Origin of the sequence: Cryobacterium inferilacus (assembly GCF_019599185.1) — a bacterium.
Taxonomy (GTDB): Bacteria; Actinomycetota; Actinomycetes; order Actinomycetales; family Microbacteriaceae; genus Cryobacterium; species Cryobacterium inferilacus.
The window spans coordinates 103,758-124,509 of record NZ_JAIEUL010000003.1 but is presented as its reverse complement, the minus strand read 5'-3'; the positions used below and the strand labels follow the sequence as shown (position 1 = coordinate 124,509).

General features: G+C 70.2%; 23 protein-coding genes. 5 read left to right on the top strand and 18 right to left on the bottom strand.

All coding sequences use genetic code 11. The annotated features are described in order from the left end of the window. Positions 1-6: 6 nt before the first annotated feature. The 7 genes from crcB to K2F54_RS03910 all read right to left on the bottom strand — a co-directional run bounded on the left by crcB (position 7) and on the right by K2F54_RS03910 (position 4,408). Positions 7-384 carry a fluoride efflux transporter CrcB gene (gene crcB / locus K2F54_RS03940; RefSeq protein ID WP_220604550.1) on the bottom strand — a complete coding sequence of 126 codons (378 nt, stop codon included), beginning with the start codon at positions 382-384 and terminating at the stop codon, positions 7-9. Next, positions 381-839 carry a CrcB family protein gene (locus K2F54_RS03935; protein WP_220604549.1) on the bottom strand — a complete coding sequence of 153 codons (459 nt, stop codon included), beginning with the start codon at positions 837-839 and terminating at the stop codon, positions 381-383. The genes crcB and K2F54_RS03935 overlap by 4 nt, the downstream gene beginning before the upstream one ends. After that, complete coding sequence (locus K2F54_RS03930) at positions 839-1,579, bottom strand: 2,3-bisphosphoglycerate-dependent phosphoglycerate mutase (protein WP_220604548.1); 741 nt, start codon at positions 1,577-1,579, stop codon at positions 839-841. Before K2F54_RS03930 ends, K2F54_RS03935 begins: the two co-directional genes overlap by 1 nt. A gap of 38 nt (positions 1,580-1,617) precedes the next feature. Then, positions 1,618-2,076, bottom strand: coding sequence for a universal stress protein (locus K2F54_RS03925; RefSeq protein WP_220604547.1), 459 nt, complete (start codon positions 2,074-2,076; stop codon positions 1,618-1,620). A gap of 104 nt (positions 2,077-2,180) precedes the next feature. Further along, positions 2,181-2,996 carry a siderophore-interacting protein gene (locus tag K2F54_RS03920; protein WP_220604546.1) on the bottom strand — a complete coding sequence of 272 codons (816 nt, stop codon included), beginning with the start codon at positions 2,994-2,996 and terminating at the stop codon, positions 2,181-2,183. 46 nt (positions 2,997-3,042) lie between these two features. Continuing rightward, entirely contained in the window at positions 3,043-3,513 is a 471-nt protein-coding gene (locus tag K2F54_RS03915) for a hypothetical protein (protein WP_220604545.1), read from the bottom strand. A 178-nt stretch (positions 3,514-3,691) separates the two neighbouring features. Next, positions 3,692-4,408: an MBL fold metallo-hydrolase gene (locus K2F54_RS03910; RefSeq protein ID WP_220604544.1), complete on the bottom strand. Its 717-nt coding sequence runs from the start codon at positions 4,406-4,408 to the stop codon at positions 3,692-3,694. A gap of 53 nt (positions 4,409-4,461) precedes the next feature. Here K2F54_RS03910 and K2F54_RS03905 point away from each other — a divergent pair, with 53 nt between their 5' ends. Next, on the top strand, positions 4,462-5,010 hold the full coding sequence (locus tag K2F54_RS03905) for a TetR/AcrR family transcriptional regulator (protein ID WP_220604543.1): 549 nt from the start codon (positions 4,462-4,464) through the stop codon (positions 5,008-5,010). 9 nt (positions 5,011-5,019) lie between these two features. Here K2F54_RS03905 and K2F54_RS03900 read toward each other — a convergent pair whose 3' ends face one another. Genes K2F54_RS03900 through K2F54_RS03885 form a run of 4 tightly spaced genes read right to left on the bottom strand, consistent with a single transcriptional unit; the run spans position 5,020 to position 10,333 of the window. Next, positions 5,020-5,931, bottom strand: a complete 912-nt coding sequence (locus tag K2F54_RS03900) for a carbohydrate ABC transporter permease (protein ID WP_220604542.1) — start codon at positions 5,929-5,931, stop codon at positions 5,020-5,022. Then, positions 5,928-6,866 (bottom strand): carbohydrate ABC transporter permease, encoded by a 939-nt coding sequence (locus K2F54_RS03895; protein ID WP_220604541.1) that lies wholly within the window; start codon positions 6,864-6,866, stop codon positions 5,928-5,930. The genes K2F54_RS03900 and K2F54_RS03895 overlap by 4 nt, the downstream gene beginning before the upstream one ends. A 1-nt stretch (position 6,867) precedes the next feature. Next, positions 6,868-8,181, bottom strand: a complete 1,314-nt coding sequence (locus K2F54_RS03890; protein ID WP_220604540.1) for an ABC transporter substrate-binding protein — start codon at positions 8,179-8,181, stop codon at positions 6,868-6,870. A 25-nt stretch (positions 8,182-8,206) separates the two neighbouring features. Continuing rightward, complete coding sequence (locus K2F54_RS03885; RefSeq protein ID WP_220604539.1) at positions 8,207-10,333, bottom strand: alpha-galactosidase; 2,127 nt, start codon at positions 10,331-10,333, stop codon at positions 8,207-8,209. A 247-nt stretch (positions 10,334-10,580) separates the two neighbouring features. Between K2F54_RS03885 and K2F54_RS03880 the strand changes: the two genes are divergently transcribed. After that, entirely contained in the window at positions 10,581-11,732 is a 1,152-nt protein-coding gene (locus tag K2F54_RS03880) for an ROK family protein (protein WP_220604538.1), read from the top strand. 18 nt (positions 11,733-11,750) lie between these two features. On the opposite strand, the gene K2F54_RS03875 is transcribed toward K2F54_RS03880, so the two are convergent. The 4 genes from K2F54_RS03875 to K2F54_RS03860 all read right to left on the bottom strand — a co-directional run bounded on the left by K2F54_RS03875 (position 11,751) and on the right by K2F54_RS03860 (position 14,915). Continuing rightward, the gene (locus K2F54_RS03875; protein WP_220604537.1) at positions 11,751-11,948 is read right to left on the bottom strand and encodes a hypothetical protein; all 198 of its coding nucleotides are present in this window, start codon (positions 11,946-11,948) and stop codon (positions 11,751-11,753) included. Between the two features lie 95 nt (positions 11,949-12,043). Further along, positions 12,044-13,129 (bottom strand): D-2-hydroxyacid dehydrogenase, encoded by a 1,086-nt coding sequence (locus K2F54_RS03870; protein WP_220604536.1) that lies wholly within the window; start codon positions 13,127-13,129, stop codon positions 12,044-12,046. Next, positions 13,126-14,145, bottom strand: a complete 1,020-nt coding sequence (locus tag K2F54_RS03865; RefSeq protein WP_220604535.1) for a sugar kinase — start codon at positions 14,143-14,145, stop codon at positions 13,126-13,128. The genes K2F54_RS03870 and K2F54_RS03865 overlap by 4 nt, the downstream gene beginning before the upstream one ends. Next, the gene (locus K2F54_RS03860) at positions 14,142-14,915 is read right to left on the bottom strand and encodes a fumarylacetoacetate hydrolase family protein (protein ID WP_220604534.1); all 774 of its coding nucleotides are present in this window, start codon (positions 14,913-14,915) and stop codon (positions 14,142-14,144) included. Before K2F54_RS03860 ends, K2F54_RS03865 begins: the two co-directional genes overlap by 4 nt. 38 nt (positions 14,916-14,953) lie before the next feature. Between K2F54_RS03860 and K2F54_RS03855 the strand changes: the two genes are divergently transcribed. Then, positions 14,954-15,730: an IclR family transcriptional regulator gene (locus K2F54_RS03855; protein ID WP_308287503.1), complete on the top strand. Its 777-nt coding sequence runs from the start codon at positions 14,954-14,956 to the stop codon at positions 15,728-15,730. A 25-nt stretch (positions 15,731-15,755) separates the two neighbouring features. Here K2F54_RS03855 and K2F54_RS03850 read toward each other — a convergent pair whose 3' ends face one another. Then, entirely contained in the window at positions 15,756-17,186 is a 1,431-nt protein-coding gene (locus tag K2F54_RS03850) for an MFS transporter (protein WP_220604533.1), read from the bottom strand. A 209-nt stretch (positions 17,187-17,395) separates the two neighbouring features. Here K2F54_RS03850 and K2F54_RS03845 point away from each other — a divergent pair, with 209 nt between their 5' ends. After that, complete coding sequence (locus K2F54_RS03845) at positions 17,396-17,980, top strand: TetR/AcrR family transcriptional regulator (protein WP_220604532.1); 585 nt, start codon at positions 17,396-17,398, stop codon at positions 17,978-17,980. A 55-nt stretch (positions 17,981-18,035) separates the two neighbouring features. Here the strand turns inward: K2F54_RS03845 and K2F54_RS03840 are convergent, their stop codons facing one another. Both K2F54_RS03840 and K2F54_RS03835 read right to left on the bottom strand, forming a co-directional pair. After that, positions 18,036-19,142: a Gfo/Idh/MocA family protein gene (locus K2F54_RS03840; protein WP_220604531.1), complete on the bottom strand. Its 1,107-nt coding sequence runs from the start codon at positions 19,140-19,142 to the stop codon at positions 18,036-18,038. Next, positions 19,139-19,942, bottom strand: coding sequence for a sugar phosphate isomerase/epimerase family protein (locus K2F54_RS03835; RefSeq protein WP_220604530.1), 804 nt, complete (start codon positions 19,940-19,942; stop codon positions 19,139-19,141). The genes K2F54_RS03840 and K2F54_RS03835 overlap by 4 nt, the downstream gene beginning before the upstream one ends. Positions 19,943-20,080: 138 nt before the next feature. Here K2F54_RS03835 and K2F54_RS03830 point away from each other — a divergent pair, with 138 nt between their 5' ends. Next, a complete protein-coding gene (locus K2F54_RS03830; RefSeq protein WP_220604529.1) occupies positions 20,081-20,731 on the top strand; it encodes a hypothetical protein in 651 nt (216 codons plus the stop codon). The last annotated feature ends 21 nt before the right edge of the window (positions 20,732-20,752 follow it).

The window sequence follows — 20,752 nt, the reverse complement described above, 5'->3', positions numbered from 1 at the left end:
GCCGAGCTATCCGCCCAGACCCACCCAGAGGCCGAGGCCGGCGCAGCTCACCGCGAGGACGAGCATCCCCAGCCCGTTGGCGATCGCCGACAGGGCCCGGCGCTCCAGCGCCAGGCGCACGGTCTCGTAGCTGGCGGTGCTGAAGGTGGTGAAGCCCCCGAGCAGGCCGCCGCCGAGAACCAGGTGCCAGGCCTCCGGCAGCCAGGCGGACAGGGCGAGGCCGGTGAACAGGCCGAGCAGCAGCGACCCGACCACATTGATGAGCAGGGTGCCCACCGGCAGGGCGATCCTCACCCTGGACCGCACCAGGCCGTCCACCACGAAGCGCAGGGTCGCGCCCGCGCCGCCGGCCAGGGCCACGGCGATAAAGAGCGGCGGGGTCATGAGGCGACCGATCGGGCGGTGCCGGTGCGCCGCCGGTGCAGCGCGGCGCCGGCGGCGATGCCGGCCCACGAGGCCAGCGCACCCACGACCACAGTGCCGAGCGCGTAGAGCACCGCCGTGCCGAGCCTGTCGTCGGCCAGCAGCAGACCGGTGTCCGTGGCCAGGGCGCTGTAGGTGGTGAAGCCGCCGAGCAGTCCGGTGCCGAGGAACAGCCGCAGCTGCCGGCGCCGGCCCTCGTCTGCACCCAGCCCGGCGAGGGTCTCCAGCAGCAGGCCGAGCAGGAACGCGCCGACGACATTGATGCCCACGATCACGACGGCCACCCCGGCGACCGGCGGCACCGAGATGGCCAGGAGCTCGCGCAGGGCGGTGCCCACGGTTCCGCCCGCGAAGACGAGGGCGAGATAGGGCCAGCGCAGGTGCACGGGCCGGGGCAGGGCGCCAGGGGCGAACATCAGGTGCCACCGTCGAGGGTGAGGGCCAGCGCGGCCGCCTCTGCACGAGCCGTGTCGAGGTAGTGCCGGTCGCCGCTCCGGTACACCAGCGGGTGCCCGGTGGGCAGGTTGAGCCGGTGGATGGCCGGCTTGTCGAGGTCCTCCAGCACGGCGCAGTAGGTGCGCAGTGAGTTGCCGTGCGCGACGACCAGCACGGTGCGTCCGGCGGCCAGCAGCGGCAGCACCCGCTCGCTGTGGAAAGGGGTGACCCGGCGCATCACGTCACGCAGGGACTCTGTGCGGGTGAGTGCCCTGGCGGGCAGACCGCGGAACAGGTCGGTGTCGGCGAAGGTGGCCAGCTGCTCGTCGGACATCTCCGGCGGTGCGGTGTCGACCGAACGCCGCCAGGCCAGGAACTGGGCCTCGCCGGCCTCTGCGCGCACGTCGTCCTTGTGCCGGCCGGTGAGGGCGCCGTAGTTGCGTTCGTTCAGCCGCCAGTCGACGCTGACCGTGCCGGTGGGCAGGCCCAGCGCGTCTGCGACGATGGTCGCGGTCTGGCCGGCGCGCTGCAGGGGCGACACGAGTACGGCATCCGGCACCAGGTCGTGCGTGGTCAGCAGGTCGGCGGCTGCCCTGGCCTCCGCGGCGCCGACGGCGGAGAGGCCGGGGTCGAGGATGCCGGTGAAGAGATTGGCCGCGTTCGCGGTGCTCTGGCCGTGGCGCAGCAGAACCAGGGAACCCGGGTTCGGACTGCCTGTCACCGTTCACCCCACAGTCTCACGGCAAAAGGCTACACCGCTCAGTCGGACTCCCACGGTCCGTCGTCGTCGAAGGAGACCGGCGCCAACGGGATGACCACGACGGGCCTGTTCTGCCGGTGCGCGAGGGTCATCGCGATCGACCCGGCGAAGAACTCCTGCAGGCTGCCGCGCACGGTGCCGTCTCTGGTGCCGACCACGATCATCGCCGCCCGCAGTGACTCGGCGAGCTGGCCGAGCGCCCTGGCCGCATCGCCGGTGAGCTGGCGGGTGCTCCAGGCGATGTCGTGGCCGCCCAGGATGCGTTCCAGGTGCGCGGTGAGGTACGGGTCGAACGACGTGCCCCGAGGTGCCGGTTCCGGCAGGCCGGGTCGCCCGGGCTCCACCCAGGCGCAGACGAGTTCGGCATCGAAGCGTGCGGCGAACACTGCCGCCTGCAAGACGACACCGTCGGCCTGACCGGGGTACACGCCAACCACCACATGGCTTCGGATGCTCATGGCGCATACAGTGACAGAAGACCCGGCACCGCAATAGGTGCGCGAGCCGTGACCAGGGGCCCCAAAACGGGCGGGTTTTCGGGCCTCAGGTCACCGTGCGCGAGCTAGATCTGTCCGATCGGTTCGCGCTTTTCGGCTTGGAACCTGTCTTCGGTGCGGCCCTGGGCCCAGTAGCCGGACAGGGAGAGCTCGGAGCGCTGCACTCCGCGGGCCGCGAAGACGTCGCGCAGGGCCTTCATGGCGGTGCGCTCGCCGTGCGCGAAGACCTGGGGTCGACCGGCCGGCCAGGTCGCCGTATCCACCGCATCGGCCAGCAGTGCGGGACCGTGGCCGAACAGCCAGCGCACCTCCACGCCCGGCGGCGTGGTGAGCTGCAGGATCTCGCCGGCGTCGGCGACCTGGATGAAGGCCACCCCGGTGGCCGTGCCCGGCAGCGCCTCCAGCGCCGAGGCGATGGCGGGAAGCGCGGCCTGGTCGCCGGCGAACAGGTGCCACGCGGCGTCGGGGCTCGGAGCGTATGCCCCGCCAGGGCCGGAGAAGGTGAGGGCGTCACCCGGCTGGGCGTTGGCGGCCCACGGACCGGCCAGGCCCTCGTCACCGTGCACGACGAAGTCGATGGTGAGCGTACGGGCCACCGGGTCGACGGCGCGCACCGTGTAGGTGCGGGTGACGGGGAGGTCGTCGGGGGCGAGCGTCTGGCGCAGGGCGGCCAGGTCGAACGGCGGGGTGAGGCCGAGGTCTGGTTTGGCGAAGTAGACCTTCACGTAGGTGTCGGTGCAGCCGTTGGCGCTGAAGCCGTCGAACTGGTCGCCGGTGAGCACGATCCGCACCAGGTGCGGGCTGAGCAGCTCCCGGCGCAGCACCTGAAGGGTGATCTGCGGTCGAACAGGACGGGCCGGGGCAAGCGTGGGAGTAGTCATCCCGACCAACCCTAAGTTAGGTTACCCTCACTTGGCAATGCCGGCGTCAGCCGAAACGCAGGATGCGGAACCCGGCCGCGTCGAGCGTGGTGAGGCCCAGCCGTTGACGGAACGTGCGTTCGCGGTGGCCGGGCACGACGTTGGCGAGCGCCAGGGCCACGTGGAACATCACCTCGGAGGCGACGAGGCGTTGCAGCTTCGGCGGAGCGAGCTTGGACCTGGCGCTCTGCACGACCACGATCCGCACGGCGTCCGGTGCGACACGGGTGTCCAGGTCGCGCAGCAGTCGGGTGGCCTTCACCAGAGACGACCGCCGGGCATCCCGCTGGATGGCGAGCACGACCACCCGCGCCGGCTGGGTCGCCGAGGCCCCGTCGGTGATGGGGATGCCCGCAGACCCGGCGCCGTCGCGCATGACGGTGAGGAGCTCGGCGGCGTCACCATCGAGCAGGGCCGGCGCGGTCAGGAGGTGCGCCGCGATGGCCCGGAGTTGTTCCGCCCGCTTCGTGCGCCACATGCTGCCCCCTCTGTTGCTTCTATTCTCCGCTACCCGCGGCGGCTCCGGCGGCGGTGAACCATCCCTGTTTAGCGAGTTGAGGTTGGTTTAGTAGATCTAGATAAAGTGGGCTCAACCACGCATGTTTCCGCCGACGCAAGGCCAGTACGCAGCCACACGGCAAGAAGTAGATGCGAATTCAGCGTCGGGCGGCTTGCTCTGCGGCGTCAACGGCGGCCGCCACGCCACCGTTCCACGGGGTGCCGTGGCCCGGCAGTACCCAGGTCGCGCCGGTGGGCAGCAGGGCCCGGAGCGAGGCGATCGCCTGCTCCGGCTCATCGGTGAACGGCGCCGGCTGCGGACCGACCTGACCGGTGAGCACGTGGCGGGTAGTGAGCCCGTCGCCGACGAACACGGCGTCGGCGACCGGAACGTGGATGGCGATGCTGCCGGCGGAGTGGCCGGGCAGGCCGATGATGCTGGGGGCTCCCGGCAGGTCGAGCGTCTGGCCGTCGCGCACCTCCACGACCTCGGTGAGGTACCCGGTGCGCAACCCGCCCTTGCGGATCGAGTAGGCCGCGAAGCCCAGCAGCGCGCCCGGTTTCATCGACTGCTTGGCGGTGGGCGGTTTCTTGCCGCCCTTCGCCCGGTCGGCGTCGCCGGCGTGGATGTACACGGGCACGCCGTGGTCGCGGCGCAGGCGCTCGGCGAAGCCGAGGTGATCGGCATCGCCGTGGGTGAGGATGAGGCCCTTGACGTCTGAGAGGGTGCGGCCCATCGACGAGAGCTCGGTGAGAAGCTCGCGCCAGTGGCCGGGGAGACCGGCGTCGATGACGGTGACCCCGTCATCGGTGTCGACCAGGTAGACGGCCACGATGTCGTTGCCGATGCGGTGGAGGTGAGGTCCGAGTTTCATGATGGCTATGCTACATAGCCATCATGGCTATCGTCAATAGCTATACTCGAAAGATGCCCACGCCAGACCGAACCTCCCTCGACGCCATCGTCGGTGCCGCCAGCGACCTGCTCGAACAGACCGGACTCGCGGGGGTGACCATGCAGGCCGTTGCGCTCCGTGTGGGCGTGCGTGCGCCCTCGCTCTACAAGCGGGTGCCGAGCAGGGAGCGGCTGATCCAGCTGGTCGCCGAGTCGACGATCACCCAGCTGGCGAGCCGTCTGGATGCCGCCGACGGCCCGGTGGAACTCGCCAACACCCTGCGTTCCATCGGCCACGAGCGGCCCGCCGCGTTCCAGCTGATCATGACGCCTGGCCCCGGGGTGCCCGCGGTCGGCGACGAGTTCCGCCTGGCCGCGAGTGCGGCCATCCTGCGCGTCGCCGCCGAGCTCGCGGGCGAGGAGCACGCTCTCGAGGCCGCCCGCACCCTCACGGCCTGGGCGGCCGGTTTCATCAGTATGGAGCTGAACGGCGGGTTCGGGCTGGGTGGGAACGTCGAGAGAGCGTGGGAGTTCGGTGTGGGCCGGATCGTCGAAGCGATCACGGCCACACCGGTGGGGTGACTCGGTCGGCTACTTCACCGAGCCGCGGGTGACGCCGCTCACCACCCACTTCTGGGCGATCACGTAGACCACCAGCAGCGGCGCCAGTGCCATCAGGTAGGAGGCGAACGCCACCGGGTAGTTGGTGTTGAACTGGCCCTGGAAGATGAACTGCGCCAGCGGCAGGGTCTGCGCCGATGGATCGGAGAGCACCACCAGGGGCAGCAGGAAGTCGTTCCACGCCCAGACACAGGTGAGGATGCCGACCGTCGCGTTCATCGGCGACAGCAGCGGGAAGATCACCTTCCAGAACACCGTCCAGGTGCTGGCGCCGTCCAGCCGCGCGGCCTCCTCCAGTTCCACCGGGATGGAGTTGATGTAGGCGACGAAGATGAAGATGTTGAACGAGAGCCCGTAGACCGTGTACAGCAGCACCAGGCCCACCGGGGTGTCCAGGCCCAGCAGGGCGGTCTCCTTCACCACCGGCAGCATGATGATGGGGAACGGCACGAAGATCGCCGCGAGGAAGTAGAAGTACAGCCCCTTGAAGAACCTCTTGTGCATGTTGCGGGCGATGGCGTAGGCCACCAACGAGTTGGTGAGCAGGGTGAGGAACACCGCGCCCACCGTGATCAGGGCCGTGTTCATCAACGCCCGGGGGAAGTTGGTCAGCTGGTAGGCATCCGCGAAGTTCTCCCAGCGGATGCTGGTGGGCAGCTCGAACCCGGTGCCGCCGAGCTGGTCCGGCGTCTTCAACGCCGTGACGACGGTGAAGTACAGCGGGATGAGCACGGTGAGCGAGCAGACCGCGATGAGGGCGGTGAGCCACCAGTTGGTGCCGCCGTTGCCGCCGTCGAGGCGCCTGCGGGTGCGCGGGGCGCGGGTGGGCGCATCCGGCTCGCCGGGCAGCGGGGCGGTTGTCTGGGTGAGGGTGTCGGTCATGAGAAGCTCGCCTCCCGGCGCTGCAGGATGCGCAGCTGGAGAAATGAAACGATGATGATGACGAACAGGTAGACCACGGCGTTGGCCATCTGGTACCCGTATTCGCCGCCCTGGAAGCCGCCGCGGAAGATCACGAGGGCGATGGATTCGGTGGACGTTCCCGGTCCGCCTGCGGTGAGGGCCACGATCTGGTCGAAGACCTGCAGGAACGACTTGAACGAGAGCACCATGTTGATGGTGAAGTACGCACCGATCAGCGGGAACGTGATGGAGCGGAACCGGCGCCAGCCACTCGCGCCGTCGATGGCGGCGGCCTCGTACAGGTCAGCGGAGATGGTCTGCAGCCCGGCCAGGTACAGGATGACGTTGAACGCCGCCGCCTGCCAGACCGTGGTGATGACGATGCCGACCCAGGCGAAGTCGGGGCTGGCCAGCAGGTTGCCCGAGAGCCCCGGCAGGCCCAACGCGGTGAAGATCGCCGGGAACGAGTTGGCGAACAGGTAGTTGAACACGTAGCCGATGATCAGGATCGCGAGCACGTACGGGATGAAGAACACCCCGCGGAACGCGGCCTGGAACTTGATCTTCGAGTTCAGGCCCAGCGCGATGGCCAGCGCGATCACGTTCACCAGGATGGTGGACACGATGGCGAAGCCGAAGGTGAAGCCGTAGGAGTTGAGCACCCTGTCGTCCTGGAACAGGTTGATGTAGTTCGAGAAGCCGACCAGGTCCCAGGTGCCGTAGCCGGCGTAGTTGGTCAGGCTGAAGAACATGCCGCTCAAGACCGGAATGGTGTGCAGGGCGAAGAAAATCACCACGGCCGGCACCACCATCCAATAGAAGGTGCGGGGCGTGCGGGCGATGTTCGACCGCACCCGGGCCGGTGTACCGGGCGCCGCGGCGGGCGTCTTCGCCCGCGTCATCGTGGCGGTCATCTCACTTCCCCTGTCTCTGCGTGGTGGTGCGGGCGGCGACCTTGCCCCATTCGGAATCCAGGTCGGCGAGGAAGGTCTCGGTGTCGCCGGTGATCACCAGCGTCTGGAGCAGGTTCACCAGCGGCACGGCCGCGGGAATCTGGTGGTCGATGAAGCCGATGATGGTGCCGGCGGAGAAGTACGGTTCGAGTCCGGCCAGGGCGGGGTCGCTGTTGGGCGCGGCATCCTTGAGCGGTGAGAAGGTGCTCTGCGCTTCGGAATATGCGGTCACGACCTCGGGCGACATCAGGTAGTCCACGAACTTCTGCGCCTCAGCGGCGTGCGGGGTGTCCCGGCCGATCATGATGCCAACGTCCACCCCGGAGACCACGACGCGGGCGTCGGCGTCGTCGGTGACCGGGTAGGGGAAGGAGCCGATGGCCGCGTCGGGGTTGTTGGCGCGGATTGCCGGGATCGCGTAGGAGCCCTGCAGATACATCGCCGATTCACCGTCGGCGAAGGCCTTGTTGCCGGCGTTGTAATCGCGGCTGGCGAAGTTGTCCTGGCAGTACTCGAACAGCGTCGCCTCTTTGTCGGCGGCCTCGGCGAAGTCCTCGGCGAATGAGACCGTGCCGGCCCCGCTGGTGCTCTCCTCGCGGAGGGTGTCGAAGAAACCGTCGGGCATCAGCGTGCCGCCGAGGTTGACGAAGGCGGGGTTGGCGGTCCAGGAGTCCTTCATGGTGCAGAAGAACGGCGAGACCCCGTTGGCCTGGAAGGTGTCGGCGGCGGCGACGAGCTCGGTCCAGGTGGTCGGCACCTGCACGTCGTTCGCGGCGAAGATGTCGGGGTTGTAGAGGATGCCGGAGGCGTTGCTGGCGAACGGCAGCGCGTTGACCTCGTCGGCGCTGTCGGTGGAGCAGGTTCCCAACGACTGCACGATGTCCTGCACGGCCGGTTTCACAGTTTCGGCGACCGGGTTCTCGCCGAGGTCGGCGAAGATGCAGGCCCTGGCGAGCTCGCCGTAGTTGCCGTTGACGTTGAGCGTGAGCACGTCGGGCACTTTGTCTTTCACGAGCAGGGTGCGGATGGCGGTGTCCGGGTCCGGCACCGAGTTCTGCGAGACCCTGATGCCCGGGTTCGCGGCCTCGAAGTCCTTGATGATGGCGGAGAAGTTGCCCACCGCCTCCGGCTTGAACTGGAAGAAGTTGAGGGTGACGACGTCGCCGGCGCCGGCGGAGCATCCGCTCAGGGCGACGAGGGCCGCGGCCGCGACGACCATGGCCCGCGCCCGCCGCCGCCGAGGTCTGGGGTGGAACGTGGTGCGGGGTGTCGTCATGGCGCCTCCTTGCGCTCGGTCCGCTTTACGCGGACGTGATCTGGAAAACAGCGAGGTGTTCGGGGAAGAGCGCCGGCCCCTGCAGGCCGATGGTGCGCAGTGCCCGGCCGGTGAGGGTCAGTGGCCGTTCGGCCCAGACCAGCGGGGACTGGCCGGTGCCCACGCCGGTGTGCTCCCGGTTGACCAGACGCACGCTGTAGCGGGTGTCGTCGGCCAGGCCGGTGAAACGCAGCAACCCGACCGGGTAGGCCGCGCTGCTGGCCACCAGGCTGAAGACGAACATCGCCTCGCTCTGGTCGGCGGCGACCACGCCGCGGAGGTCCACGGCCGGGTCGCCGTGGTCGACGTGTACCGAGGTTCCGGTGTGGAAGAGGGCGCGGTTGGCCTTGTAGAGGTCGATCCAGCTGATCAGCTCGGCCTCGTCGGCCGCGGACAGCGCACTGATGTCCCACTCGATGCCGAGGTGGCCGAACAGGGCGACGCCCGCGCGCAGCGACAGGTCGTGGCGGCGCCCGGTGGAGTGCGATTCAGGGCCGCTGATGTGTGCCCCCAGCAGTTCGTAGGGAACCAGCAGGCCGGTGTACTTCTGGATGGTGAGGCGTTCGATGGGGTCGATGCAGTCGCTGGTCCAGATGCGGTCGGTGTGGTCGAGGATGCCGAGGTCGACGCGGGCGCCGCCGGAGGCGCAGCTCTCGATCTCCAGGCCCTGGTGGCGGGCCTTGAGCTCGTCGAGCAGGGCGTACAGGGCCACGACGTTCTCGTGCACGGCGGCGGTGCCGGTGCGGGTGCTGCCGGCGTCGACGAGGTCGCGGTTGTGGTCCCACTTGAGATAGCCGATGGGGTATTCCACGAGCAGGGCATCGAGGCTCTCGAGGATGTACGCGTAGGCATCGGGGTGCGAGAGGTCGAGGACCTGCTGCTGGCGGCCCTCGACGGGCAGCCGTCCGGCGGCCTGCAACAGCCAGTCGGGGTGCGCGCGGGCCAGGTCGGAGTCCGGGTTGACCATCTCGGGTTCGACCCAGAGGCCGAACTGCATGCCGAGGCCGGTGACGGTGTCGATCAGCGGTCCGAGGCCGTCTGGCCAGACGTCGGCGTCGACGACCCAGTCGCCGAGGCCGGCGGTGTCGTCGCGGCGGCCGTGGAACCAGCCGTCGTCGAGCACGTACCGTTCGACGCCGACGCGGGCGGCGGCCTGCGCCAGAGCGGTGAGCCGGCCCAGGTCGTGGTCGAAGTAGACCGCCTCCCAGGTGTTGAGGGTGACCGGGCGCGGGGTGCGCGGGTGCACGTCGCGGGAGCGTAGGCGGGTGTGGATGCGGGCGGAGAGCTCGTTGAGCCCGTCACCCCAGGATGCGATCACCGTGGGGGTGCTGTAAGCGGCGCCGGGGGCCAGACGGATCTCGCCGGCGGCGAGCAGCTCGCCGGCCTGCAGGAACGCCGACCCGGTCACGAGCTTCTCGGCGGCCAGGCGGTGGTTGCCGCTGAACGCCAGGTGCGCGGCGTGCACGAGGCCGGTCTCGAAGCCGAAGCCGGGGGTCCCGGCAGCCAGCAGCAGGGTCGCATCCGCGCCGGGACGGCCCTTGCGGCTGTCGCGCTGGTGCCGGCCCTGGGTGAAGGCGTGCCGCTGCGGGGAGCGTTCGCGCAGGTGCCGGCCGGTGGTGTCCAGGATCTCGTCGGCGCTGGCGGGCAGCGGCAGGGTGACGCAGAGGTCGACCAGGTCGTAGTCGTCGTCGCCGGTGTTGGTGAGCGTGAGGCTCGAGCTGAGCACGCCGGCCGCATCGACGGCCAGGTCGATGCGAAGGGCCAGACGGTTGATGTCATCGGTGGCGTGCACGATGAGGGTGTCGCCGGTGTGGTCGATGGCGGTGGTGACCAGCGCGGGGGAGAAGAACCGGCCGGCGCGGCTGCCGGTCAGGCCAGGGGTGCCCTGCCAGCCGGTGGACTCCTGGGGAAGCAGGCCGAGGCGGGCCGGCACGTCGAGCCCGCCGGAGACGCGCTGGGGCAGGGTGGCCAGCACGATGGCGTCGAGGTCGGCGGCGTCGGGGGAGCCCAGGTCGGCGCCCCAGTGCACGATCACGGGTAGGGCGGGGCCGCTCGTATCGAGGAGAACGCTGGTGCCGCCATTGCGGAGATGGACGACGGCACTGTTATTCATGACGGCACTGTTATTCACGACGACACTGTGGGACATGCATATATTTCTATATTGCAAGTAAAGCAAAGTCAAGTCGGCTGGATTCAGCCGGGAACCCGCAATCCGGCGGGCTCGGCGGCGCGGTTTTCTTGCGTTTTGCAACATAACCGGGCGAGCGGAACCGGTATTCTGATCGTACTCACCAGCCCGTGAGCGCCGCTGGCGCCGGGGCGCCGTGCCGGCACTGTCGATCGAAAGTTGCCCACCCATGTCATCCGTCGATGCCGCCGAACGCCGCTACCGCGCACCGTCCAGCGAGTTGGCCCGGGAGGTCCTGATCCACGGGCCGATCCTGCGGAGCGTGCTGGCCCAACGGCTCGGCCTGTCACTGGCCACGCTCACCCGTCTGGCACGGCCCCTGCTCGACGGCGGCCTGCTGGTGGAGGTGAACGAGCAGCTCGAGGGCGCCATGGGCCGACCGGCGAAGCCGCTGGATGTGGTCGCGGACGCCCGACAGTTCCTGGGCGTGAAGCTCACCGGCGACACCGCCGTCGCCGTCACCACCGACCTGCGCGCCGCGGAGGGGAGCAGGGCCAGCCGCCCGCTGCCCAGCCACGAGCTGGCCGACGTCGTCGCGGTGATCGTTGACCTGGCCCGGGAGCTGGCGAACGAGCAGGAGTTCTCCGCGATCGGCATCAGCGTCGGCGGCCAGGTGTCCGACAACCGGGTGGTGGACCGCGCACCGTTCCTGGGCTGGCGCGGGGTGCCACTGGCGGATGCCGTAGAGGCACAGCTGAAGGTGCCGGTCATGGTCGAGAACGACGTCGTGGCGCTGGCGGCGGCTGAGCACTGGTTCGGCCTGGGCCGCGGGTTCTCCAACTTCGCCGTGCTCACCGTCGGCGCCGGCGTGGGCTACGGCCTCGTCATGCACGACCAGGTGGTCAGCACCTCGCAGGCCGGCCTCGGTCTCGGCGGGCACTTCCCGCTCGACCCGACGGGCCCGCTGTGCTTCCTGGGCCATCGCGGCTGCTCAACGGCGATGCTCACGATACCCAGCATCCGGGGGCAGGTGGAGGTGGCCCTGGGACGCACGGTCAGCTACGCGGAGGTGCTCGACCTGGCGCAGAACGGCAATCCGGTGGCGCTCGCCGTGCTGCGCGCCGCCGGCACCGCGCTGGGCCGGCTGATCGCCGCGGTGGCCAACCTCGCCATGGTCGAACACGTGGTGCTCGCCGGCGAGGGGCTGGGCTTTCTCGAGATCGCCCGCGCCGAGATGGACGCCGCGATCCTGGCCGACCGCGACCCAGAGGCCGTCGAGGTCGACGTGCTCCTGGAAGCCAGCGGCTTCATCTCCTGGGCGCAGGGCGCGGCGGCCGTCGCCATCCAGCGCACCATGGACACCCTCGCCGCCGGCGGCTGACTCAGCCGCTGGACGCGGTCAGCGCTTGCGGGCGCCCCGGCCGGCGGCGCTCCGGGCTGGGTGGGCCGGAGCGTTGCGGGCTCGGGCCCGGCGGGCATCCGCCGCTCGCAGTCGATCGGGATCGCCGTTGCCGCCGCCCAGCCAGTAGAGGGCGAATTGGGTGATCTCGGTGAGTGCCACGGCGCCGCGCTGAGTGAGTCGCACAAGGAGGTTCATCCGGCCACCCTAGCGGGCGCACCCCTCCGCGAACCGTGAGAAAAGCACCTCAAAACGCGAGTTTTCGGGGCTTAAGTCACGGTTCGCGGAAGGGCTTAGTAGAACTCGACGGTGTCGACCGTGTTGCGCAGAGGGCGGCCGTCGAGCAGGGCGGTGGCGTTCTGGGCGAACAGCTCGGCGATGCGGCGCTCCTCGCCGGGGTCGAGGGCGGCGGTGTGCGGGCTGACGAGAACATTCGGCAGGTCCCAGAGCGCGCTGTCGGCGGCGAGGGGCTCGGTGGCGAACACGTCGAGCGCGGCGAAACCGACCTGGCCGTTCTGCAGGGCAAGGGTGAGGGCAGCCTCGTCGATGACGGTGCCGCGGCCCACGTTCACGACCGTGACACCGGGCCGGGCGGCGGCGAAGACCGCCGCGCCCACGATGCCCTCGGTGGCGGCGGTGCCGGGCAGCGAGACGACGATCGCGTCGGCCCGGCCGACGTGCTCGGTGAGGTCGTCGATCGACACGTACTCGTCGACGTGGTCAACGGTGCTGCTGCTGCCCGCGCGGCGGGCGCCGATCACGTGCATGCCGAGGGCGTGGGTGAGCCGGGCGATCTCGCGGCCGATGCCGCCCAGGCCCACGAGGAGCACGGTCTGGTCGCGCACCTGGCCGAGCGGCCGGCGGGCCGGCCACTCGTGCTCGCGTTGCTGCTGCTGCAGCCGGGGCAGCTGCTTGGCACCGGCCAGGATGCCGAACAGGGCGAACTCCGCCAGCGGGCCGCCGTGCACCCCCGCCGAGGTGGTGAAGGTCACCCGCGCCAGGTCGTCGCCGCCGAGACCGGCCGCCTTCACCTGGGCGCCACCGCCGGCGGCCATGAGCTGCACCCAGCGCAGCCTGGGGTTGGCCTGCGTCGTGCGCCGGAGCGCGTCAGGGTCCACGTCGGGGATGCCGTAGAGCACGTCGGCGGAGTCGACGAGCGCCTCGAACGCCGTCTGCTGGGCGGGGGTGCGCGTGAAGGCCGGGTCGCCGCGGTAGTCGGCGGGGTGCCGCATGGGCGGGAGCAGGGTCTGGTCCCGGACCAGGTCGAGGCGCGGTTCGGTGCGCTCGATGAGGCGGCAGAGCTCCTCCGAGAGCGGGGAGGCCACGACGACGCGGAGCGTGGACGGGCGGAGCGTGGACGGGCGGGTGGTGGTGGTCATGCGAAGGCCCTTTCTGCGGGCGTGGAGGCGTGGTCAAGAGTCTGGTGTGTCGCGGCCTCGAGGAAGGCCTCGAGACCGGCGCGGTCGGGCAGGCCCTCCTGGTCGCCGTGGCTGGTGGTGGCGATGGCGCCCACCGCGGCGGCTCGGCTGAGCCACTCGTGCACGGGGCGGCCGTCGAGGGCGGCGCTGATGAACCCGGCCGCGAAGCCGTCGCCGGCGCCGACGGTGTCGACCGGGGACACCCGGAACGGCGGGCAGACGACGTGCAGGCCGTCGCGGGTGAAGAGTTCGGCGCCCGCCGAACCGGTCTTGACGGCGACGACCTTCACGCCGCGGTCGAGGTACCAGCCGGCGACGCCCTCCGGGGTGCCGTGCCCGGTGAGGATGCGCCCCTCGGGCAGACCGGGCAGCACCCAGTCGGCCTGCACGGCCAGATCGTTGACCGTGCGAACCATGGTCGCGGTGTCCGGCCAGAGCGCGGGCCGCAGATTGGGGTCGACGCTCACCGTGGCGCCGCTTCGCCGGGCGGCGGCCATCGCCTGGGCGGCGAGGGCGCGCGGGCCCTCGCCGAGGGCGAGCGGGATGCCGGTGAGGTGCAGGTGCCTGGCGCGGCGCAGGTAGGCATCCGTCGCCGCGGTCGGTGCCAGCCGGCGGGCGGCGGAATGCGCCCTGAAGTACACCACGGTGGGGTCGTCGCCGGGGTCGGTCCGGTTCTTCAACTGGAATCCGGTCGGGGCGTCCGGGTCGATGCTGACCTCCCCGGCGTCGATGCCGAGGTCGGCCAGCCGGGCGAGCGCGAACTCGCCGAACGGGTCGGCGCCCAGCCGGGTGAGGTAGCCCACCCGGTGGCCGAGCCGGGTCAGGCCCACCGCCACGTTGAATTCGGCCCCGGCCAGCCGGCGGGTGAAGTGATCGACGCCCGCCAGGATGCCGGCGTCGTCGGCCACGAACATCGCCATGATCTCGCCGAGGGTGACGACGTCCAGACGGGCGCTCTGGCGGGTGGTGGGGGTCATGCGATGGCCTTCCGATAGTGCTCGAGCAGGCCGTCGGGTGCCGCGGCGCCGACGACGGGGTTCACCAGGGTGAGCCCGCCAACGGTGACGGCCACCCGGCCGCCGGGCAGCAGCTCGGCGTCGGCGCCCGGGGCGCCGGTGAGGATGACGTCCCCCGGCTGCAGGGTGGTGATGCTGCTGAGGTAGACGATGATCTCGGCGAACCCGCGGGCCAGCCCGGTGGTCGCCGAGTGCGAGACCGTCGTGCCGTCCACGGCCAGGTGGATGTCGGCCTCGATGGGCAGCTCGGTGTTGATCACCGGGCCGAGCGGGGTGAACCCGTCGAAGCCCTTGCCGGCCAGCCACAGCGAATCCTGGGCCTGCAGCGCGCGGGCGGTGACATCGTTCGCGGCGGTGTAGCCGAGCACCACCTCGAGAGCGTCGGCCAGGCTGCGGTGCCGGGCCGGGCTGCCGATCACCAGGGCCAGCTCGGCCTCGGCGACGACAGGGCCGATGCCGTGCGGCACCGGGATGGGGTCGCCGGGGCCGATGGCGCCGTGCCGCGGTTTGAGGAACGCCTGCGGCGCCAGCGCCCGGTCGGCGGGACCGGTGTTGTGGGCCATCCCGTAGATGGTGCCCGGCTGGATGGGCGCAAGCAGGGTGTGCGGCGTGAACGGCACCCGCTCGCCCGTGCGGCGCAGATCGGCCAGGCTGCACACCAGTCGCACCTGGTCGCCGTCCACGATGCCGTGCCGGGGTCCGCTGTCGGTGGCCACCCGCGCGATCAGCACGGTGCGCCCGTCCGAGCGGATGCCGGTACGATCGACGCGTGAGAACCGGGGACACCGAAACGGTGGGCAAGGACATGGTGGGCAAGGCGCTGAGCCTGCTGACCGTGCTCGGCCCGCATCCCGACGGGGCCACTCTGTCGGACCTGGCGCGTTGGACCGGGTACCCGGTGACCACGACGCACCGGCTGCTCGGTTCGCTGGTGCGTGACGACTTCGTGAGCTTCAATCCGGAGACCAAGCTCTACAGCCTGGGGTTGCGCCTGTTCCAGCTCGGCGCCGCCGTGTCCAGCGCGCACGGCTTCCAGGGTGTGGCCCTGCCCGTGCTGCGCACGCTGTCGCGCGCCACCGGTGAGGCCAGCCTGATGTCGGTCCTCGACGGCGAGCATCAGCTCTACATCCACCACATCGAGGCGCGCCACCACGTGGGCGTGCGCGGCGAGACCGGCAAGCTCGGCCCGCTGCACTGCACGTCGATGGGCAAGGTGCTCGTGGCCTTCGCCGACTGGGAGACCCGCGATCACCTGGTGACGACGCTGCCGCTGGAGCGGTTCACGAGCCGCACGATCACCGACCGGGCCGCGTTCGCGGCCGAGATCGCCCGGGTGCGCTCGCAGGGCTTCGCGGTCTCGAACGAGGAGCACGAGGAGGGCATCGTCACCGTCGGCGTTCCCGTGCTGGACGCCATGGGCATCGCGGTGGCCGCCCTCTCTGTTCCGTCGCCGGCCTACCGCACCACGGTGGAGCAGGCCCTGCAATTCCTCGGTCCGTTGCGCGAGGCCGCCGCCGAGCTGGCCGTGCTGCTGCCCCGGCGCTGAGGTCGGCGCTCCGGCCGCAGCCAGGTCAGGCACGGGGGGTTCCCACCGCGACGGCGACCGGAGCGGTTGCGGGTGCCGCCGCCGGCACGGGGACGTCGTCGAGCGCATCCGTCTCGAGATCGAGGTCGCGGCCCCTGGTCTCCGGTGTGATGAAGGTGACGGCGATCGTGATGCCGGTCAGCAGGAGCAGGTAGAGCGCCAGCGGCACCCAGCTGTCGGCGAACCAGGCCAGCAGCAGCGCGCCGACCAGCGGCACCAGGCCGCCGGCGATGACGGCGGAGAATTCGCGGGCCACCGACACGCCGGTGTAGCGGTGCCGGGAGCCGAACAGCTCGGGCATCAGGGCGCCCTGGGCGCCGAACATGCCCCAGGTGCCGATGCCGAGAGCCACCGAGATGGCCGCGACGGTCGCCACGACGTTGCCGGTGCTGAGGATCCACCAGACCGGCACGGCGATGACGAACTGGAAGATCGCGAACCCGCGGTAGACCCGCACCCGACCGAACCTGTCGCTGAGCAGCCCGGCGACGGGCACCGTGATGGCGCCGACGGCGGCCGCGAAGACCAGGGAGATCGCGCCGATCGGGCCGGCGGTGACCGACGAGCCCAGCGCGACGGTGACGACGTAGCTGATGGCCAGCACCTGGTAGATCGAGGAGCCGCCGTTTTCGGCCATGCGCAGGCCCATGCCGATCAGCACGGTCTTGCGCGAGGTGCGCAGGAGGCTGCGCAGCGGCTTCTCCTGCACCTGCTCGTGGGCCTCGAGCTTCACGAACGAGGGCGATTCCTTGAGCTTGAGCCGAATGTACACGGCCACGCCGATGAGCACGGCGCTGGCCAGGAACGGGATGCGCCACAGGCCGTCCAGGACGACCTGCTGGCTCGGGATGAGCAGCAGGAAGAAGACCAGGGCCGCGATCACGGTGCCGATCTGGATGCCCATGAACGGCAGCGACGCGAAGAACCCGCGGCGGTGGCGGGGCGCGTACTCGGTCATCAGGGTGGCGGCGCCCGCCTGCTCGGCGCCGGCGCCGAAGCCCTGCAGGATGCGGAGCACGATGAGCAGGATCGGTGCCAGGATGCCGACCTGGTCGTAGGTGGGCAGCAGGCCCATCGCGGTGCTGGCGCCGCCCATCAGGAGCACGGTGAGCAGCAGCACCGACTTGCGGCCGATGCGGTCGCCGAGCGACCCGAAGAACAGGCCGCCGAGGGGGCGCACCGCGAATCCGATGAAGTAGGTGGCGAAGGCCAGGATGCGCCCGGTGGTGGGGTCGCTGTCGGTGAAGAACAGTTCGCTGAAGATGAGCGCCGACGCCAGGCTGTAGAGCGCGAAGTCGTAGTACTCCAGTGCGCTGCCGAGCGAGCTGGCCCAGCCGGCCCGGCGCAGGTCCGCCTCGGAGATGCTCGAGTCTGCGGTGCGGGGCGGCGCGGCCGGTGCGGGGGTTGACGATGACATGGAGACCTCTCTGTCTTTTGTCTGTATCCAGTGTGCGTGAGCGTGCGACCGGTAACGGCGCGGGATCAGAATTCCACAGTGTTTCCACTATGTGGGTGCCCTTTCCGCGATGCGGAAAGCAACATCTCGCGAACCGTGAGATAAGCCCCAGATACCTCGGGTTTTGGGTGCTTTACTCACGGTTCGCGGAAGGTCGGTAGCCTGGGAAAATGGCGAGCGTGGGCAAGTACCCGAAGGGCGTCGCGAAGCGCGCCGAGATCCTCGAGACCGCGCTGGCGCTCGTGGCTCGGCAGGGCTTCCACCAGACCTCGGTGCGGGACATCGCCGTCGCGGTGGGACTCACCCAGGCCGGCCTGTTGCACTACTTCGAGTCCAAGGACGACCTCTGGGTGGCGATCCTGCGCACCCGGGACGAGATCGACGCGGCGAAGGATCCCGAGGACCCGGACCCGGCAGCCACCTTCGCGGCGTTGATCCGGCACAATGCCGAGGTGCCCGGCCTCGTGCAGATGTTCGCGAACCTGTCCGCCGCCGCGGCGACCGACCCCGAGCATCCCGCGCACGACTACTTCCGGGAACGCTATGCGCACTCGCGGAGCACCATCGCGGCTGGGGTGGCCCGGATGCAGGCATCCGGCCGGCTGGACGCCTCGGTCGACCCGGAGATGCTGGCGTCGATCCTGATGGCGGTCAGCGACGGCATGCAGGTGCAGTGGATGTTCGACGGCAGCCGAGACATGGCCGCCCACGTCGAGGCCGTGATAGCCCTGGCCCGCCCGCGAACTGTGAGGTAAGCCCGAAAACCCAGCGTTTCTGGGGCTTAGGTCACAGTTCGCGGGCCGGAGCGCGCTAGAGGGTGGGCGCCGCGGGATCCCAGTCCTCGGCCAGCGGCGTCGGCTGGGCGATGCTCGACGCCACATCGACCGTGGTGCCGGTCTCGGCGGCCTCGGCCACGGCCAGCAGCACATCGAGCACGTGCGCCGCGACCGCGCCGCTGGCGCGCTCGGGCACCCCGGCCCGGATCGACCTGGCCAGGTCGAGCACGCCGGAGCCGCGACCATAAGTGGACCCGGCCGCGGCGATCGTGGTCGGCTCCTCGTGGCCGAACCGCCACAGCGTGGAATCACCCTCGAAGGTGTTCGGGTCCGGCAGCACCAGGGTGCCCTCGGTGCCGCTGATCTCCACGAAGCCCATCCGGGGCAGGGCGTTCTGGAAGCTGAACGTGGACTGCGCCGACGCTCCGCCCTCGAACGCGATGACGGCGGCGTGGTGGGTGGGCACCTGCACCGGGAACTCGGTGCCCGCCCGGGGCCCGCTGCCGATGGTGCGCACCGCGCTGGAGGTGGACGACACCGCGCCGACCCGGCTGGCGGAGCCGAAGGCGTGCACCAGCGTCGTGACGTAGTACGGCCCCATGTCGAAGAGCGGGCCGGCGCCGAGCGCGAACAGGAACTCGGGGTTCGGGTGCCAGGCATCGGGGCCCGGAACGTGGAACATCGTGGTGGCCGTGAGCGGTTCGCCGATCTCGCCGCGCGCTATCGCCCGCATGGCCGTCTGGATGCCTGCGCCCAGCACGGTGTCGGGTGCGCAGGCGACCCGCAGGCCCGCATCCTGTGCCGCGGCGAGCAGCGCCGCGCCGGAGTCGTGATCCAGGGCCAGCGGCTTTTCGCTCCAGACGTGTTTGCCTGCGGCGATGATGCGCTCACCCACCGCGGTGTGCACGGCGGGGATGGTGAGGTTCACGACGATCTCGATGTCGTCCCTGGCCAGCAGATCCTCGACGGAGCCGTGGCCGGGAACCCCGTAGGCCTCGGCCTGTGCCCGGGCGCGATCGAGGTCGAGATCCGCGACGAAGAGCACGTCGAGGTCGGCGAAGGCCGTCATGTTCTCCAGGTAGGTGCCGCTGATGACGCCGGCGCCGATGACGCCGACGCCGACACGTCCGGTACGGCTCACTTGTCGTTCTCCAGAAGCCAGGCGAACGACGCCGCGATGCCCTCGAAGACGTCGCCGGCGTAGCCGTCGAACTCCACCACCCGCAGGGCATGCGGGGCGGCCGCCAGGATGGCGGCGACACCGACCTCACCGCTGCCGGCCGGCAGCTGGTTCTTGAACGCCTGGGTGAGTTCCTCCGGAACCTCCAGTGCGCTCTCGTTGCTGGGCAGCGTCGTGGCGATGGCGCCGGCGATCGGGCCGTCCTTCACGTGCAGGAACTGCACGCGGTCGCCCAGGCGGCGCAGCAGCTCTGGGGTGTCCGCGCCGCCGACGGTCGACCAGTAGGTGTCGAGTTCGAGCGCGACGTCGGGGGAGAGTCGCTCGACGAACAGCTCGTAGATGCTGCGGCCGTCCACGTGGTTCGCGAACTCCCACTGGTGGTTGTGGTAGCCGAAACGCAGGCCCTGGGCGGCGGCGATCGTCTGGAGTTCGTTCACCCGGTCGGCGATGCGCGCGGCGTCGTCGGCCGTCTGCCAGCGGTCGCTCGGGATGAACGGGTCGATGACGGTGCCGATGCCCAGCTGCGCAGCGGCGTCAAAGGTGCGGCCGGGGTCGGCGGAGTCGATGACCGGGGCGTGCCCGGACGGCGCCGTGACGCCGGATGCCGCGAACGCCTTCGCGAACTCGTCGGCGCGCTCGACGAACGCGTAGGGCTCGACCTGGGTGAAGCCGATGTCGGCGATGCGGGCGATGGCGCCCTGAAGGTCTGCGGAGACCGCATCCCTCACGGTGTACAGCTGGACCGAGGGTGTGCTGGGCATACTTGCTCCTTTGGAAGTGATGGCGGACAGGATTCTGCCGCGCAACAAACCTAACGGTGCAAGGTTTTATCCGCCACACCCGACCGGCGAGTCCGGGCTTCCGCACACTCGAATCGAGAACTCGATAGCGTCGCAGATGTGACCCAGACCTACGAGGTGCCCGCGGATTGGCTGACCGGCTCCGCATCCCGCAAGCCGTTGCAACTCGTCAACGCGTTCGCGTTCGCCTCATCGTCGACCCCGCCGCCGGACCAGTGGAGCTACTTCGCCAAGCTCCGGCCCGTGCCGTGGCGGCCGGTGGCCGGCTGCGCCGCCATCACCCTGGTCTGCATCTGGGGGTTCTTCGGCACCCTCGAACTGGCCGGGGGCGAGATCGTGCATGTCCTCATCCCGCTGGCGGGGTTGCTTCTGGGCGCACTGTACTTCGGCTGGATCGCCATCATGTCGGTTCTCTCCTACAGCAAACGAACCGGCTGGCCGCACCTGCACGGGGCGGGCATCGGGGAGTCCGGCATCGCGTTCCGCTTCGCCGGGGGTGATGCCGATGTGCCGTGGGAATCGGTCACGTCGATCGGGGCCGTGTTCACGAACGCGGACCATCCCCGCAAGGTACACATCCCGGTTCTGCGGGTCACCTTCGCCGATTCCACGGTCGATCTGAACACCCAGATCCTCGGCGCCTCACCGCGCCTGCTCTACTCCGCGCTGACCTACTACTGGAAGAACCCCGCGAGCCGAAGCGAATTGGGCACGACCCTGGCGCAGAAGCGGATGGAGGGCTGGCGGTGACCTGACCCTGTGCGTTCGTAC